Annotated in this window: 11 protein-coding genes; 2 read left to right on the top strand and 9 right to left on the bottom strand. The window is 34.8% G+C overall.

The features are described from left to right. The first annotated feature begins 121 nt into the window (after nucleotides 1–121). Both Q1A60_RS19905 and Q1A60_RS19900 read left to right on the top strand, forming a co-directional pair. Entirely contained in the window at nucleotides 122–2,872 is a 2,751-nt protein-coding gene (locus tag Q1A60_RS19905) for a CHAT domain-containing protein (protein WP_299768959.1), read from the top strand. Nucleotides 2,873–3,007: 135 nt separating this feature from the next. Beyond that, complete coding sequence (locus tag Q1A60_RS19900) at nucleotides 3,008–3,130, top strand: hypothetical protein (protein WP_299768962.1); 123 nt, start codon at nucleotides 3,008–3,010, stop codon at nucleotides 3,128–3,130. 60 nt (nucleotides 3,131–3,190) lie between these two features. On the opposite strand, the gene Q1A60_RS19895 is transcribed toward Q1A60_RS19900, so the two are convergent. The 9 genes from Q1A60_RS19895 to gyrB all read right to left on the bottom strand — a co-directional run bounded on the left by Q1A60_RS19895 (nucleotide 3,191) and on the right by gyrB (nucleotide 17,507). Further along, the gene (locus tag Q1A60_RS19895; protein ID WP_299768964.1) at nucleotides 3,191–4,411 is read right to left on the bottom strand and encodes a sialidase; all 1,221 of its coding nucleotides are present in this window, start codon (nucleotides 4,409–4,411) and stop codon (nucleotides 3,191–3,193) included. A gap of 18 nt (nucleotides 4,412–4,429) precedes the next feature. Further along, the gene (rimO, locus tag Q1A60_RS19890; RefSeq protein WP_299768967.1) at nucleotides 4,430–5,779 is read right to left on the bottom strand and encodes a 30S ribosomal protein S12 methylthiotransferase RimO; all 1,350 of its coding nucleotides are present in this window, start codon (nucleotides 5,777–5,779) and stop codon (nucleotides 4,430–4,432) included. A gap of 127 nt (nucleotides 5,780–5,906) precedes the next feature. After that, nucleotides 5,907–7,580: an amidase family protein gene (locus Q1A60_RS19885; RefSeq protein WP_299768971.1), complete on the bottom strand. Its 1,674-nt coding sequence runs from the start codon at nucleotides 7,578–7,580 to the stop codon at nucleotides 5,907–5,909. Between the two features lie 89 nt (nucleotides 7,581–7,669). Then, entirely contained in the window at nucleotides 7,670–8,623 is a 954-nt protein-coding gene (ftsY, locus tag Q1A60_RS19880) for a signal recognition particle-docking protein FtsY (RefSeq protein ID WP_299768974.1), read from the bottom strand. Nucleotides 8,624–8,821: 198 nt separating this feature from the next. Beyond that, nucleotides 8,822–11,860: a protein translocase subunit SecDF gene (gene secDF / locus Q1A60_RS19875; protein ID WP_299768977.1), complete on the bottom strand. Its 3,039-nt coding sequence runs from the start codon at nucleotides 11,858–11,860 to the stop codon at nucleotides 8,822–8,824. A 160-nt stretch (nucleotides 11,861–12,020) separates the two neighbouring features. Next, complete coding sequence (locus Q1A60_RS19870; protein ID WP_299768979.1) at nucleotides 12,021–12,635, bottom strand: hypothetical protein; 615 nt, start codon at nucleotides 12,633–12,635, stop codon at nucleotides 12,021–12,023. A gap of 234 nt (nucleotides 12,636–12,869) precedes the next feature. Beyond that, entirely contained in the window at nucleotides 12,870–13,796 is a 927-nt protein-coding gene (mdh, locus tag Q1A60_RS19865; RefSeq protein ID WP_299768982.1) for a malate dehydrogenase, read from the bottom strand. A gap of 575 nt (nucleotides 13,797–14,371) precedes the next feature. Continuing rightward, nucleotides 14,372–15,394 carry a DUF6588 family protein gene (locus tag Q1A60_RS19860; RefSeq protein ID WP_299768985.1) on the bottom strand — a complete coding sequence of 341 codons (1,023 nt, stop codon included), beginning with the start codon at nucleotides 15,392–15,394 and terminating at the stop codon, nucleotides 14,372–14,374. Between the two features lie 169 nt (nucleotides 15,395–15,563). After that, a complete protein-coding gene (gene gyrB / locus Q1A60_RS19855; RefSeq protein ID WP_299768987.1) occupies nucleotides 15,564–17,507 on the bottom strand; it encodes a DNA topoisomerase (ATP-hydrolyzing) subunit B in 1,944 nt (647 codons plus the stop codon). Between the last annotated feature and the right edge of the window lie 19 nt (nucleotides 17,508–17,526).

Genomic DNA, 17,526 nt, shown 5'->3' with positions numbered 1-17,526 from the left:
TAAAAGGCTGTCTAAAAAAATGTAATACGTCATTCTAAGCTTGTTTTAGTTTGACGAAAATTACTCCTTTTTGGACAGCCTCTTTTTTTATCCTTATTTTTAAGGTAACTAACTCAAAATCATGTTTAAACCTTTTTTTTCTATTTGCATTCTATTTTGCTTCTTATTTCATAGTCAAGTATATACGCAAGAAGCATTAAAAACTACATTTGATAGTATTTATAGCAATGAAAATCTATCAAGTGAAGATAAAATAAAAGAAACACAGCAACTGCTCACGACAATAGATACACTTACTGTTACCCCTGAATTAGGATACACCTATCATAAACTTGGGTTATTATATAATTCCATACAACACTACGAGAATGCTATACAAGAAACACTTAAGGCTATTCATATTAGGGACTCGCTTAAGACAGCTAGTATAGATTTAAATAATAGTCTATATAATACTTATATCTATTATCAAACATTAGGTAATATTTATAAAGGTAGAACCTACTTAGAGCAAATTTTAAATAATAGAGGCTCAGATAAATTTAATTTTAAAGCACTCATTGAACTTGCCTTTATAAGTATTGATGAAGGAGATTATTTTAAAGCATTAGAATATTTAGAACCTGTCATATTATCTGGAGATATCTATGAAGATCCTAAAACACTTGCCTATGGACATTTATGTTCTATAGAAGTTTATAGTAAAATGAGTATGCCTACTAAATATTTAGACGAAGTCATTTTACAAAAAGAAAAAATAAAGTCTTTAGACGATTATATTCAAACTAAAGACATTGCTGATATGTATACCAACTTAGGGACTATCTTTGAAAATTCTGACCAGAAAGAGGAAGCAACTAATTATTACAACAAAGCACTTTCTATATATATTGAAGCCAAAGATTTTGATCATATTGGTGTGTTATATGGTAATTTAGGTGTTCTGCACTCCAGAAATAATGAACACCAAAAAGCGCAAGCATACTACACAAAAGCTATAGAGATCAATAAAGATGCTATAAAAAAAGCAGATGTTTATAATAATCAAGGCTATTATCTTCAAACCAACGATCCAAAAGAAAAAATAACATACTATCAAAAAGCAATTTACACCGCTTTAGAAGAAACATACGATTCTACTAATATTCAAAGATTGCCTTCCATTCATTCATTTAAAGACTATATATATAAACCCGATGTACTTGAATATTTAATTAATACATCTCTTGCGTGGATAGAAGCATATGAGCTTGAGAAAAATCGCACCTATTTAACGCACGCGAAAGAAACACTTTATTTGGTTGATCAACTGGTTTCTTTAATTCGGCTTGATAGTGAAGTAGACCAATCTAAACTATTTTGGATAAATAGTGGTGTAGACTCTTATATGCTTGCAGTAAAAGTTTGCTATCTATTAGGTCAACCAGATGAAGCATTTTATTTTATGGAAAAGAACAAAGCGTTACTTCTTTTAGAGCGCTTAGACAAACGTTATGAGCAACAAAACCTTGATATCCCGTATACTATTTTAGAAAAAGAAAAAGCACTTTTTCAGACGAGAATAGCATTAAAACAACAACTTCAAAGCTCAAAAAACGATATCCAGTTACAAGAAGAATTTGTAAATGCAGATCGGCAGTATACACGTTTTTTAGATTCATTAAAAATCACCTTCCCAACCTATTATGCTATAAAAAATGAACCCGAAATTTTATCACTACAAAAAAGTATAGAAAAACATATTACTAACGACACCTATCTTGTAGAGTATATCTTAAATGCGTCTCAAGGATATGGTATTTTCGCTTCAAAGGAAGCTACTCATTTCTTTGAAATAAAAGATGCCCCAAAATTAGTCCAACAAGTGCAATTTCTAAAAAAAGAAATAAGCGCTGCTTTCACAACCACGGAAGACTTTCAAGCATACCAAAAAAAATCTTTTGAGGTATTTAACACCTTATTTCCATTTCTAAAATCAATAGGAGACATTGAAAATAAGCGGTTAATTATCATTCCTGACTTTGAGCTTCATAATCTTCCGTTCGCAGCTCTTACTATTTCAAACACATCAAAGAATCACAAACTTGATTACTTACTTCATCATACCGAGACATCCTATCTACAATCTGCATCTGTATTTAAACAGATTCGTAAAACTTCAAATATTGCATCCTCTGAAATCTTAGGATTTGCCCCTACTTTATTTGAAGATAAGAAGCTAATCAATTTGAATGAGAGTGAGGAAGAAATGAAAAAACACGCATCGCTCATTTCTATGAAATTACACCTAAAAGAAAATGCGACGAAAACTTCTTTTATATCGAGTTTGAAAAACGCCTCTATTATTCATATTAATTCTCATGCGGGATACACTGAAAATAGTACCCCATGGTTACAACTATATGATGATAAGATACTACTCGACGAATTATATGATTTGGAAAACAATACCAACCTTATCATTTTGGACGCTTGTAAGGGAGCACAAGGAAATCAGGAGCCTGGAGAAGGTATCATGAGCTTATCAAGAGGGTTTTTCTATAGTGGCTCACAAAGTGTCATTGCATCAAATTGGAATGTAAATGAGACATCCAACAATAAAATTCTTCGTACATTTTATGAAGAACTTATAAAAGGCGAAACAAAATCAAAAGCATTATACACTTCAAAAAAGAACTATTTAAACACCCATCAATTAGAACAGACCTCGCCTTATTTTTGGGCTTCAACGACACTTACCGGTAATAACACTCCAATTAAAATATCTGATAGTTCATTTTTGTTTAAACTTATTAGTGTAGGAATTCTAATTATTATTGTTGTTGTGATTAGAATTTACAAAAAAGAATTATCTAAAATCAATTTTAAATAAACCCGCATTAATAATCTTTTCTTATTCAAAGCGAATATGATATTATAGACTAAATAATTATACTTTTACAAAGAAATCTTTAGTTTTTTTATAGTAATTTATCTAAATTGATACTGTATTTATAAAAAATAAATTATGTTAAAACAATTTGAAGATTTCGAGATTAAAAATTTAAAAGTTATTGTAGGCGGCAATAAATTCGGCTCAGTTAGTTCTGGAAGCGGAGGAGCAGAAATAGTCGATGAAGATGACAATTAGGAATTAAAATCTAATATATAAGAGTTAATTTTGAAACTTTAACTCCTATATATTAGGTTTTTATATCTCAAAAGAAGCGAGCTCTATCGTAGATTGCTCTCCCTGAAGATCTGTCCATGCTATATAAACGGTCTTTCCAATTACTTCTAATTGAGGAAAACCACTCGCGCGTTCGGCAGATGTCGTTGTAATAGTGATTGGAGCATCTTTATGCCCATCTTGATACACTCGTATAGCCTGTAAAGCAATAGCATCATCTTTAGGCTCCAGCCAACTCACCAAGGCACTTCCATCGTCTAAAAAGGTAGTATCTACACGCCCAATTGCCATTCCCATATCTACACGTATAGGATCTCCAAAACTAACGCCATTATCTTTAGAGAATGTCACCAAAACTCTTGGATCTTCTTTTGATGCTGTAAACCATGCGACGACTACATCTTGCGCTTGTGTATCTATTGCTGGGCCATTCACTGGACATCCATTCAATTTCCACTGATCCTGATAAACCGCTGTAGGAGTTTCCCAAGTGCCATCTTCCCATCGTACAATATAGGTGTCACGTATTTCTTCTGCATCTTCAGATCGATCACGATACACAACGACAGGACCGTTATAGGTAATACCAATTGCGGTATTACAACAATCACAGACGCTGGCATCTATTTCTGTATCTTCTCTTATAGTTCCGTCCAATCCTACAATCGCTGCACGTAATGTCATCCGATTATCTTCTTTCTTTTCATTCTTTGTATGACGACCATCTAGCCACGTCACATAAAACCCATCATCATAGGGTTTCATAGAGACAAAACCATGTTCGGCGGAGATACCGTCTGTATTTAAGAGAAAATTTGATTTTAGAACCTCATCATTTGATAAAAGATTCAATTTTATATCATAATCATAGGTTCCGTGTGCTGACTTCTGAAGAATATTTGTGAGTACCGTTTCGCCATTTATAGCCAATGCAGGGAAATCTGCCCAATTTACAAACCAATTCGTTCCCGATGTGATTGTTTTTGGCGAAGACCATTTTTCATTAGCATATGAAGCATATTTGAGTATTGCGAGTGAATCTTCTTCTTCTACCCAACTCATATGTAACACACCATTTTGTGCGACCAATCTTGGCAAGTGTGCTTTTCCTTTACTTGGACTTTCTATCGTTGTAAGTAGTGATTCTGATACCATTTCTTGTACCGCTTCTACTTTAGGCGTTTCTTCTTTCTGTTTACACGAAAAAACAACGCAGATACATAAAAGAATAAAGTATCTCATTTTATAGCTACTACTTAATTATTTAGCTTTAGATTTTGCATGCATAGGTACTGGCTTTTCTAAAATCTCTAGAGGCTCTGCATACAAGTCAAAATCTTCTGCTTCTGTTATTTTTACTGTAGTATATCCGCCTATTTTTAAATAAAATTTTGTGGCATCTATCAGCACTTCATTATCTACATCAGGGCTATCAAATTCGGTACGTCCTACAAAGTAATTTCCTTCTTTACGATCGACTACAATTTTGAACTCCGCTCCTATTTTTTGTTGATTCAATTCCCAAGAGATTTGCGATTGAATTTCCATAATTTGATTGGCTCGGTCCATCTTCACTTCCTCAGGCACATCATCTTCTAAGTTGAATGCATGTGTATTTTCTTCATGCGAATAGGTAAAACAGCCCAGACGTTCAAAACGTTGATCTTTCACCCATTGTTTCAGCGTTTGAAAATCTTCTTCGGTTTCTCCTGGGTATCCTACAATTAAAGTCGTACGGATCGTCATGCTGGGTACGCTTTCGCGAAAGCGGTCTAACAATGCATTCGTTTTTGCCATGGTCGTCCCACGTCGCATCGACTTCAAAATCGAATCAGAGATATGTTGTAATGGAATATCTAGATAATTACACACTTTAGGCTCGCGATTCATTACTTCCAATACTTCCATTGGAAATCCTGTCGGGAATGCATAATGCAAACGAATCCACTCTATACCTTCTACCTTCACCAATGCTTCTAGTAGCTCAGCAAGGTTTCGTTTCTTATATAAATCTAGTCCGTAATAGGTAAGATCCTGCGCGATCAAAATTAATTCTGAAACCCCATTTGCTGCTAATTTTTCAGCTTCCGTCACAAGGTGTTCTATAGGTTTTGATTTATGCTTCCCACGCATTAATGGAATGGCACAAAACGAACATGGACGGTCACAGCCCTCGGCTATTTTAAGATAGGCATAGTTTTTAGGTGTCGTGGTAAGACGTTCTCCTATAAGTTCATGCTTATAATCTGCGCCCAATGCTTTTAATAAACCAGGTAATTCTGTAGTACCAAAATATTGATCTACATCAGGAATTTCTTTTTGTAAATCTGGCTTATAACGCTCAGAAAGACATCCCGTTACAAATACCTTATCGACATCTCCTTCTTCTTTCTGTTTTACATACTCAAGAATAGTATTTACAGATTCTTCTTTGGCATTATCAATAAAACCGCATGTATTGATTACAACAATATTCCCTTCTTCTTCGTGGGCAACTTCTTTGCCATTGGCTTTTAATTGTCCCATCAATACTTCACTATCATATACGTTCTTAGAACATCCAAGTGTGACTACATTGATCTTATTTTTTTTGAGGGTTTTTGTTCTCATACCTATGTTTTATTCGGGATGCAAAGATACGCCCTAAAGTGTTGTAAGCGAAATATAGATGTATTAATAAAATTCTTATTGCATACGCTTTCGCGAAAGCGTATGCAATAATGAATCCAATCTATGATTATCTTTCATACCCTTCAGGAAGTTTACGTTCTTTAGAAATTTCCTCATAGCCATACCCCAATTGCAGAAGAGATATTTCGGTAAACGGTTTTCCAATAAAGGTTAGTCCTTCTGGTTCTCCATCTGTCTTATATCCCATAGGAATCGTAAGTGCTGGATATTTTGCCATAGCAGCATAGGCTGCATGATAATTATTGATAGAAAGGAAAGCATCTAATTTGTGCTCATCCATTGATTTATCAAAAAAAGCTCTCGAAACTTTTTCAAGATTATTTTTAATTTCTTCTAAGGCTTCCTCTGTAGTTTCATCGGCTACAATACCTTCGAATAACTGTTGTCCATAAGGTACATGTAGTAAGGTATCTTGTTTGTTAAACACTACAGCATCTGCAACGGTTTTAATAGTTACTAAAGAACCTGCATGTTTTTTTAAATATGCAGGAAGGTCATTTTTCATGTCTATATTCAACACCGTTAGAAAACCAGGAAGCCCAACTTGTTCTGGTTCTACTTCAACAACGACACCTCCATTTGATTTGATCTTTTCTATTGCATTTGCATATAGTGTATCAGCTAGAAATGATGTTATAACGCCAAATCGCTTTCCTTTCACTGTCCCTTTTGCAACTTCTGAGGCCTCAAATGTAGGCAAGGTTACAGATTTAGAGTCGGCGAGATCTTTTCCCATCAATGCTTGATAAAGAATACTAGTATCTATGGTGTTTTTTGTCATAGGTCCTGGTGTATCTAACGTACTAGAAATAGGAACAATTCCTGTTCTACTCAAAGCTCCAATAGTAGGTTTTAAGCCCACTATAGAATTTTGACTAGACGGTGATAAGATAGACCCCGCTGTTTCTGTACCGATGGCAGCAACTGCATAGTTGGCAGCTACAGAGACTCCACTTCCTGAACTAGAACCACCTGACTCAAATTTTAATCTTCCATAAGGATTAATGGTTTGTCCACCAACAGCGCTATACCCCACCGGACATCCTGTACATAAAAAATAAGCCCACTCACTCAAATTTGCTTTTCCTAATATGATGGCATTTTCGGCTTCTAATCGTTCTGTGATAAATGCATTTCCAGTACTATTATCTTGTAAAGCAATAGCTCCCGCAGTCGTTTTCATTCCGGCAGTTCCTATATTATCTTTTAAAAGAATAGGCATTCCAAATAATGAATAGTTATCGATTTGATTTTTATCCATTCGATCATATTCTTGTGCTTTTGCAACTGCATTCCCATTTAATGCAATTACCCCATTAAGTGCACGATCATTATCACTTTCTATACTGGCAATACGGTATAAATAGAATAAGGTAAGTTCTTCATAAGTAAAAGCACCATCTTTAATATGTTGCTGTAATGTAGGAATATCTTTTTCTAAAATTTGCGGTAAGAGTTCTTTATAACGTGCTACCGAAAAACCTTGTAAAACGCCTTGAACGGGTTTCCAAATTTCGTTTTTATCTCGCACTTTGGAATTTACCAGTTTGAGATGCATTCTAGGGTTCTCTAATTGTTGTGTGCCTGCTAGATCTTCAGTCTCATCATAGGTTTGCCAGACTATAGGCTCATTTTTTATAGCAGGTGTTTCTTCTTGTGATTGTTTACATGAGAATAGACAATAGCTAATACTTAAAAACAGGAGTAACGATTTTTTCATAATGTGCAGATATTTTTTTTGTTTTCAAGGTATAAAAAAAGGCTTTACATATCAATGCAAAGCCTTTCAATATTTTATATATGATCTAATTATTTAAAGAAAGAATCTACAAATTCTATTTTATTAAAAACTTGTAAATCTTCTATACCTTCACCTACACCAATATACTTTACAGGAATTTGAAATTGATCTGAAATACCAATTACAACCCCTCCTTTTGCAGTTCCATCTAGTTTTGTTACTGCTAGTGAGGTTACTTCGGTCGCTGCTGTAAATTGTTTTGCTTGTTCAAAGGCGTTTTGTCCTGTAGACCCATCTAATACCAATAATACATCGTGTGGAGCATCTCCAACTACTTTTTGCATAACGCGTTTCACCTTGGTAAGCTCGTTCATTAGGTTTACTTTGTTATGTAAACGTCCTGCGGTGTCTATAATAATCACATCTGCATTTTGATTGACACCACTTTCTAAAGCGTCAAAAGCAACCGATGCTGGATCACTTCCCATTTGTTGTTTTACAATAGGGATATCTACTCGATCTGCCCATACTTGTAATTGATCTATTGCGGCAGCTCTAAAGGTATCTGCAGCACCGAGCACTACTTTTTTTCCTTGTTTTTTAAACTGATATGCTAGTTTTCCAATGGTTGTTGTTTTCCCCACACCATTGACTCCTACCACCATAATGACATGTGGTTTTGTACCTTCAGGAACTTCAAACTCGGTAGCATTTCCTGTATTGGTTTCACTTAATAAGCCAGCGATTTCTTCTCGAAGTATTTTATTAAGTTCATCAGTTCCTAGGTATTTATCTTTTGCAACACGTGCTTCGATACGTTCTATTACTTTTAACGTGGTCTTTACGCCTACATCACTAGTTACCAACACTTCTTCTAAGTTATCGAGAACGTCATCATCTACCTTAGATTTTCCCGCAACGGCTTTACTCATTTTTTCAAAGAAGCTACTCTTTGATTTTTCGAGTCCTTTATCTAAGGTTTCTTTTTTTTCTTTTGAGAATATTTTTTTGAAAAAACTCATGTTTCTTTTTTGGATGGAATGTCAAAAATAATGCCTTTTCCTGAGAATGCAATTATGTCAGGTCGGTATCTGTTTTAATTATAATATAATCTACTCATTTGACAGGTTCTGTATACGCTTTCGCGAAAGCGTATATATAAAAAAACAAAACCCGTTATAATGACATATAACGGGTTTTTGTATACTGATAAAGAAAGATTAAGCTTCTTCTGATTCTTCTTCTTTCTTTTCTTCTTTTAATGCTTTTTTCTGTACGGTATCAAACATCACAGGTGTTGCGATAAATAGTGAAGAGTATGTTCCTACAATAACTCCCACGATTAATGCAAACATTAACCCTCTAATAGAATCTGCTCCTAGGAAGAAGATAGCTAATAACACGATTAATGTAGTTACAGATGTATTTAATGTACGGCTTAATGTACTATTTAATGCTTGATTGATTAGTTTACCAAATCCGCGTGTTGATCCGTGTTCTTTAATGTACTCACGAATACGGTCAAATACAACCACGGTATCATTCAGAGAGTATCCTATTACGGTCAGGATAGCCGCTATAAAGTTTTGGTCTACTTCCATATCAAATGGCATGATATTTTTGAAGATCGCAAAGATTCCAAGTACGATTAATACATCATGGAATACCGCCGCAACTGCTCCTAATGAGAATTGCCATCTACGGAAACGTAATAAGATGTATAAGAATACGACGATTAATGATCCAATAACGGCCAATAATGCGCCTCTTTTAATATCATCTGCAATCGTAGGTCCTACTTTGTTATAACTCATCTTACCGATAGTCTTTCCATCGTATGATCTACTAAAGTCTGCAAAACTTAAGTCTGCAGGTAAATAGTTTTTAAGCGCTACAAATAATTTTTGCTCTACAGCTTCATCTACTTCAATACCACTTTCTTGAATTCTATATTTTGTCGTAATCTTTAATTGATTATCGGCTCCATATGTTTTTACAATCGCACTTCCAAATACATCTTCACCAGCTAATAAAGTTCCAACTTCTGAAGAGTTTATTGCTTTTTCAAAACGAACAGTATAAGAACGCCCTCCTACAAAGTCAACCCCTGGGTCTAATCCTCCATTTACTAAAGAGAAAATACCTACAGCAACTAATCCTAAAGAAATGATATAGGCAATCTTACGCTTTCCTAAGAAATCAATTTTAGTATTTGTAAACAAGTTTTTAGTCATTCCTGTTGCAAACTCAAGTGATTTTCCATTCTTACCATAGTTATCTATGAAAAGACGTGTAATGAATATTGCAGAGAATAAAGATGTTGCGATACCGATCATTAAGGTTGTTGCAAATCCTTGTACAGGTCCTGTTCCAAATAAGAATAAGATTAATGCTGTTAAGAACGTAGTAATGTTTGCATCCAAAATAGATGATAACGCATTATTGAAACCATCTTTAATAGCGTCTTTTTGAGATTTTCCTTTACGTAATTCTTCCTTAATACGCTCAAAGATAAGTACGTTTGCATCTACCGACATACCTATGGTTAATACAATACCTGCAATACCAGGAAGTGTTAACACAGCTCCTAAACTTGCAAGAACTCCAAAAATAAATAGGATGTTTACGATCAATGCGATATCTGCAAATAATCCTGCTTTTCCATAATAGAAAACCATCCAAATAAGTACAAGAGAAAGCGCAATGATAAATGAGATAATACCACTGTTAATGGCTTCTTTTCCTAAGGTTGCTCCAATTTCTTCTGCTTCAATGACATCTGCAGATGCTGGAAGTTTACCCGCATTTAATACGGTTGCAAGATCTTGTGCAGATTGCACTGTAAAGTTTCCTGAGATTTCTGTGCTACCATTTTTAATTTCTTGTTTAGCTGTCGCAGCAGATTGTACAATATTATCAAGTACAATAGCAATAGCATTTCTTTTTTGTGCTACGGTACGTGTTAATTTTGCCCACTGACTTACACCTTGACCTTCAAAATCAAGACCTACAGCTGCATCTTGTCTTAGTGTATATTGTTGACGTGCATCATTCACCACGTCACCACTCATAGCTGGTTCTCCAGAACGGTTAGATTCTAAGGCATATAATGTCACTCTTTCAATTTCTTCTGCAGTATCTCCTTCTCCAGTAGTCAATGTTTCAACATCTCCCCAAGCAAATTTTGCAAAACGTAAGTTTGCTGGACGTAGGCGTACAATTTCTGGTGTTCTTAAGTATCCATTAATTGTAGCAGTATCCTTAACAGCGGCATATCCGATGCCTGGATCTTCTCTATATTGTAAAGCTCTTGGATTTGGAGAAAAAATTTCAAATAACGGATTGCTTTGAGCAACCTCATCTTCTGTTTCTTCTGCGTCTGCATCTTTTAGTAATTCATCTACAACGCTATCTGCATTTTCTGTAGAATCTTGAGCTACTTCTATTTCTTTTGTTTCTTCTTTTTTAACCTTAGCTGCTAGTGTTTGATCAACAAGTCCTAAATACTGTAATGCATCTCCTCCATAATGTGTTTCATAAAACTCTAATTGTGCTTTTGCTGTTACAAATTTTACAGCACGTTGAATATCTTTTGCTCCTGGAAGTTCTACAAGAATACGACCGTTATCTCCAAGACTTTGGATATTAGGTTGTGTTACCCCAAACTTATCAATACGATTACGTAAGGTTTCAAAAGCAGACTTAATGGTTTCTTCAACTTCTGTTCGAAGCACAGATGCAACTTCATCATTGCTCATTCCGTTATTCACTTTATCACCAAGAACAACGTTAGAAAAAATATCTGGATCAGCTAAGTTTTTATCTCCTCCTTCTGCCTCAAAAGCAGTCAAGAAATCATCTAGATATGTATTCTGACTATCTTTTTGTATTTCGTCTGCTGCATCTAGTGCTGCGACAAACTTTGGATCTCTTTTTCCATTAGCTAATCCTCCTAAGATATCTCTAACAGATATTTGAAGAATTACGTTAATTCCTCCTTTAAGGTCAAGACCTTTGTTCAATTCTTTCTCTTTTGCTTCGTCATATGTGATTCCAGCAAAGATTGGATTCTTACCGATACTATCCAGGTAAATACGCTCTTGTCTATCTCTTTCATCTGCGTTATCTCCTGCTTTACTGATGGCAAATTCTTTTGCCGCTGTCTCTGTCTTATTTGTCAAGTACGTAAATGAAAGTTGATATATACATACCAATCCAAAAACGATTGCAAATAATCTAATGAGTCCTTTATTTTGCATTTTGTTGTTTTTAGTAATCAAGCAGTATGGATAGGAGAATAGTTGTTTCCTAACATACCCTTGATGATTAATTTATTATGGAATTTAGTTTTGGCTTATAGTGTATAAGCCTTTTGGAAAGTGATTACTCTATAAATTTAATCACTTATGTCTAGAATATTTATGCACTAGGTCCAGCTCTTACTTCTGGAATTTTATACGTAGTAGTATCTATTGCGATTGCAATATTTGCATAGCATATATATGCTGTTTTTTGAATCTTATTGTTCTCTTCTTTATGCCGTTTACTTAGCGTAGCATACGTGTCTGGAGTAAAAAAACGAATAATTTCTGATTTCGCTTCTATAACATTTCCGCTAGACCCAACAAGATCATTACCATTCTGAATTTCATAAACATCCAGTTGATAAGGCGTTAGTTCTTCTTTAGAAGGGACTTCTGCATTCTCTTTTTCGAGAGCAGTGTTGAAGGCTATTTCAACACCTTCGGAGACTATTTGTTTGATTTCAGAAACGGTGACATCACTGTAGTATGTGATTTTTAATGTGCCATTTCCTAATTCTTGAATCTTTATGTTATCAGCTGCTATAGTCTCTAACTGACTTTTAACAAGTGCTATTGCATTTTGAGTTTCATTAGGAGTAACCTCTACATCTGCAAATTGAATAACAATCTCTTGATTAGGCACAGAAACTTGCTCTAAGCTAATACCGATTATAGCTAGAGCAAAAATAAAAGCACTTATGTACCATTTGTTTTTCACGCCTAATTTCAAAAAATAAAGAATTTTGTAGTGCAATAAACCGTAACCGATCTTTTTACAAAACGTGCAAATATAGGGTTTCAATTATGATTTGCCAATATTTTTATTATTCTAGGTATTTGATTCTATATTCATTAAAAAGAGAGTCATATATACAAAAAGAGAGTGCTTATAGAACACTCTCTTTCCTTATACTATTTATTATTTTGTTGTATACGCTTTCGCGAAAGCGTACACAGCTATCATTTATGCATCTAAAAGAGCATTGGTTTTCTTAACTCCCGCTGCACTTTCTTCTAAGTGTGCTTTTTCTGCATCACTTAAGTTAATCTCTACGATTTTTTCAATACCATTACGGCCTAAAACAACAGGTACTCCAATACAAAGATCTGAAAGTCCATATTCACCTTCTAATAATGTAGAACAAGGGAATATTTTCTTTTGATCACAAGCAATGGCTTGTACAAGTCCTGATACAGCAGCTCCTGGTGCATACCAAGCAGATGTTCCAAGAAGTTTGGTTAGAGTTGCCCCTCCTACTTTTGTATCTTCTAATACTTGTTGTAAACGCTCTTCACTTAAAAATTCTGAAGCTGGTACGCTATTACGAGTCGCTAGACGTGTTAAAGGCACCATTCCTTTATCAGAATGTCCTCCAATTACCATTCCATCTACATCAGAAATAGGAGCTCCTAATGCTTCAGCTAAACGATATTTAAAACGCGCACTATCTAATGCTCCTCCCATACCAATGATGCGGTTTTTAGGAAGTCCCGTTACTTTATGAGTTAGATACGTCATAGTATCCATAGGGTTAGAAACTACAATTAAAATTACATTTGGAGAATGTTCTACCAGACTAGCGGATACAGATTTTACAATCCCAGCATTAATTCCTATTAATTCTTCACGAGTCATTCCTGGCTTACGAGGAATACCGGAAGTAATTACCGCAATATCACTCCCTGCTGTTTTACTATAATCACTAGTAGAACCAGTAATTTTAGTATCAAAACCATTGAGAGAGGCTGTTTGCATTAAGTCCATTGCCTTTCCTTCGGCATATCCTTCTTTAATGTCTAGTAATACTACCTCACTAGCAAAATCTTTAATAGCGATATATTCGGCACAACTCGCTCCTACTGCTCCTGCACCTACTACGGTAACTTTCATAAATTTATTTTTTTGAATTTGTTATTGTTTTTTCAACTAGTCGCAAAAATACGGCTTCTTTAACATTTAATTACTAAGGAAGGGTTAAAAGACATCTGAAAATAACACAAAATAAGTGGGTAATATAAAACATATCATTTTCCTCTTTCCTTTATATAGACGCATTAACACCTAATATTTAAGTCATTTATATAAAATCCTAAACTAATTTTAAAATAAAAATTATGGAAAATTTATTTTTTTAGCAGTATTATTACCCTTATACGTAACTACTTGATGTAAAAAAGATGATAGTATTGATAACACTTTAGAAGGTAGCACAGAAACTACCACTGACAAACTTACAACACCGAATTCACAATTTGTTATTGGAGAAATTGTCATAAAATATGTGACAGATACTAATGAAGCAGAAAAACAAGTTTTAAGAAATCAATTTCACGTCACTAATCACAATATATATTATGTACAGATCTTACACTTGAACTGTCGATGTTCGATCTAGATCATAATGATCCTATTTTATCAAGTGGTATCCCTCCAAGAGCAGTTACAAAAACTTCTGCAACTGTTACTTATATCTTATAATGCACAGATAGATTATAGTTTGCAAACTCTCCAAAAGTAAATGCATTAGACACATAAAAATCCCCTAAGTGATAGTTTACTCCTATATCACCTTTAACTACAGTTCTAGAAGCATCTAATCCTTGTAAAAGATTGTTTAAAAGGGCTAATACAAGTCCAGGTTCTCCATTCATAACAAACTGAGCATCATTTAGTACAACTCCTACTCCACCAAAAAATTCAAAATTGTGATAACGCTTTGATCCTATTGCTTGAAATGACCATGAATTTAACATTACATCTAGTTGATTCACTAGTAATAAAGGAGGTGCGCCTTCTTCTCCATCTGGACCCTCAATTTGAAAAGGATCAAATGATAAACCAGAGTTAAATCTTGAATAGGCAACTTGCACAGCTACTTCTAAAGGGTTTTTAATCTTCTCTTCACTTTCTTCAATATCTTTTTGAAAATACTGACTTATCGAATGTTTAACAGCTAGTCCAAAGATTCCATATTCGGCATCTGAAATTGCTATATCAGGAGAATAACGTACGGTAAAATCCGTTTGTTTCCAGAGCCCAACAGAAGCTTGAATAAAAGGATGAAATAATTGATTTTCATTAATACCTTCAAATGCCTGAAATTCATTAGGCTCTCCACCTATTTCAAAATCAAAAAAAGTACTTGTATCGCCTCCTAATACGGTAGGGATTGTTGTTGTCTCTCCTCCTCGTATACGCAAGGCATTAAAATCGTTATTACGTACTGTAAATGATCTTCTTCTATTAGGTATAAACAAGGCATTCATATGTACGGATACATCTATTTGAAATAGATCCAAACTTTTTGCAGTACTTGCCCAGCCACTTGTAGCTTGGTAGGCAGCAGCATCAGCCCCAGGGGCAACATAGCGCTCAGAAATGAGGAGCATATCTGTTAAAATAAGTTCTGTATCTTGAAGTGTCGTTTGGGAATTTAATGAAGTAAAACCTCCCATAAAGGAAAGTGCAAGTAGGATTTTAATTCGCATGATTGTAGTTTATTTGCGAGCGAAAATAAGGGAATTTAAATTAAGTTATCTATATAGATTTATTTCAACAAAAAATGCGACCACTTTTTCAGCTGGTCGCATTTTCGATATAATATGTAATCTTTTAATTATCAGATTTTAGTACATAAAATAAATTCATATTTTATGACTAAGCATCGATATTTGCATACACTGCATTCTTTTCTATAAACTCACGACGAGGTGGAACTTCATCTCCCATAAGCATTGAAAATATACGATCTGCTTCTGTACCATTGTCAATAGCTACTTGTCTAAGTGTTCTAAATTCAGGATTCATTGTTGTATCCCATAACTGTTCTGCATTCATCTCTCCAAGACCTTTGTATCGTTGTATAGACACTCCTTGGTTTCCAAAAGTAGCAGCTATTTGATCACGTTGTTCATCATCCCAAGCATATTGTTTTTTCTGTCCTTTCTTAACAAGATATAATGGAGGTGTCGCAATATATACATACCCATTCTCTACAAGCTCTTTCATGTATCTAAAGAAGAATGTTAGAATCAATGTAGAAATATGACTACCATCCACATCGGCATCACACATAATCACTACTTTATGATAACGTAATTTTGATAAATTAAGCGCTTTACTATCTTCTTCAGTTCCAATAGTAACTCCTAATGCTGTAAAGATATTTTTGATTTCTTCGTTTTCAAAAACCTTATGTTGCATTGCTTTTTCTACGTTCAAGATCTTACCACGTAAAGGAAGGATTGCTTGAAACTCACGATCACGACCTTGCTTAGCCGTTCCTCCTGCCGAATCTCCCTCTACAAGGAATACTTCACATAATGCAGGATCGGTTTCTGAACAATCTGATAATTTCCCAGGAAGACCTCCAATACTCATAACGGTCTTACGCTGTACCATTTCACGAGCTTTTTTAGCTGCGTGACGTGCTTGAGCTGCAAGAATTACTTTCTGAACAATCGTTTTTGCATCATTAGGATTTTCTTCCATGTATATCTCAATCATTTCTGCAACTGCTTGCGAAACGGCCGATGTCACCTCACGGTTTCCTAATTTTGTTTTTGTTTGCCCTTCAAATTGTGGCTCTCCAACTTTTACAGATATAATCGCTGTTAATCCTTCACGGAAATCATCTCCCGCAATATCAAACTTCAGCTTGTCTAGCATTCCAGAATTATCTGCAAACTTTTTAAGTGATCCTGTAAGCCCACGACGGAAACCTGCTAAATGCGTCCCTCCTTCATGCGTATTGATATTATTTACATACGAATGTAAATTTTCAGAATAACTATCATTATAAATCATAGCTACTTCTACAGGAATACCATTTTTCTCACCTTCCATAGAGATGACATCTCCTATGATTGCATTACGAGTACCATCTAAGAAACGTACAAACTCAGAAAGTCCTTCTGTACTATGAAATGTTTCACCTTCAAACTCTCCATCTTCCTTTTTATGTCGCTTATCAACAAGTGTAATTGTAATACCTTTATTAAGGTAAGCAAGCTCTCTTAAACGAGATGCTAGTGTATCATAATTATACTCTATTGTTTGCTGAAAAATACTTCTATCAGGTAAGAATGTAACTTCTGTACCCGTAAAATCTGTATCTCCAATAGCCTTTACAGGATATAATGCTTTTCCTCTTTCGTATTCTTGTTCCCAGATTTTACCTTCTTTGTATACGGTAGCTCTTAAATGGTCAGAAAGTGCGTTTACACAAGAAACCCCAACTCCGTGGAGTCCTCCAGATACTTTATATGAATCTTTATCAAATTTACCTCCAGCACCAATCTTGGTCATTACTACCTCTAGTGCAGATACCCCTTCTTTTTTATGAATTCCTACAGGGATACCACGACCGTTATCACGTGTCGTAATAGAGTTATCTTCGTTTATTGTTACATTAATGGTATCACAGTGTCCTGCAAGTGCCTCATCTATTGAGTTATCAACAACTTCATATACTAAATGGTGTAGTCCTCGTACCCCTACATCACCAATATACATCGATGGTCGCATACGCACATGCTCCATCCCTTCTAGGGCCTGAATACTATCTGCTGAATACTGTTTTTTGTTAGCGTCTTCGCTCATATATAGTCTTCTTAAAATT

It is taken from the genome of uncultured Dokdonia sp., from assembly GCF_947492535.1.
GTDB lineage: Bacteria > Bacteroidota > Bacteroidia > Flavobacteriales > Flavobacteriaceae > Dokdonia.
Note: the sequence above shows the minus strand (reverse complement) of the source record. Positions and strands in the feature narration are given on the sequence as shown.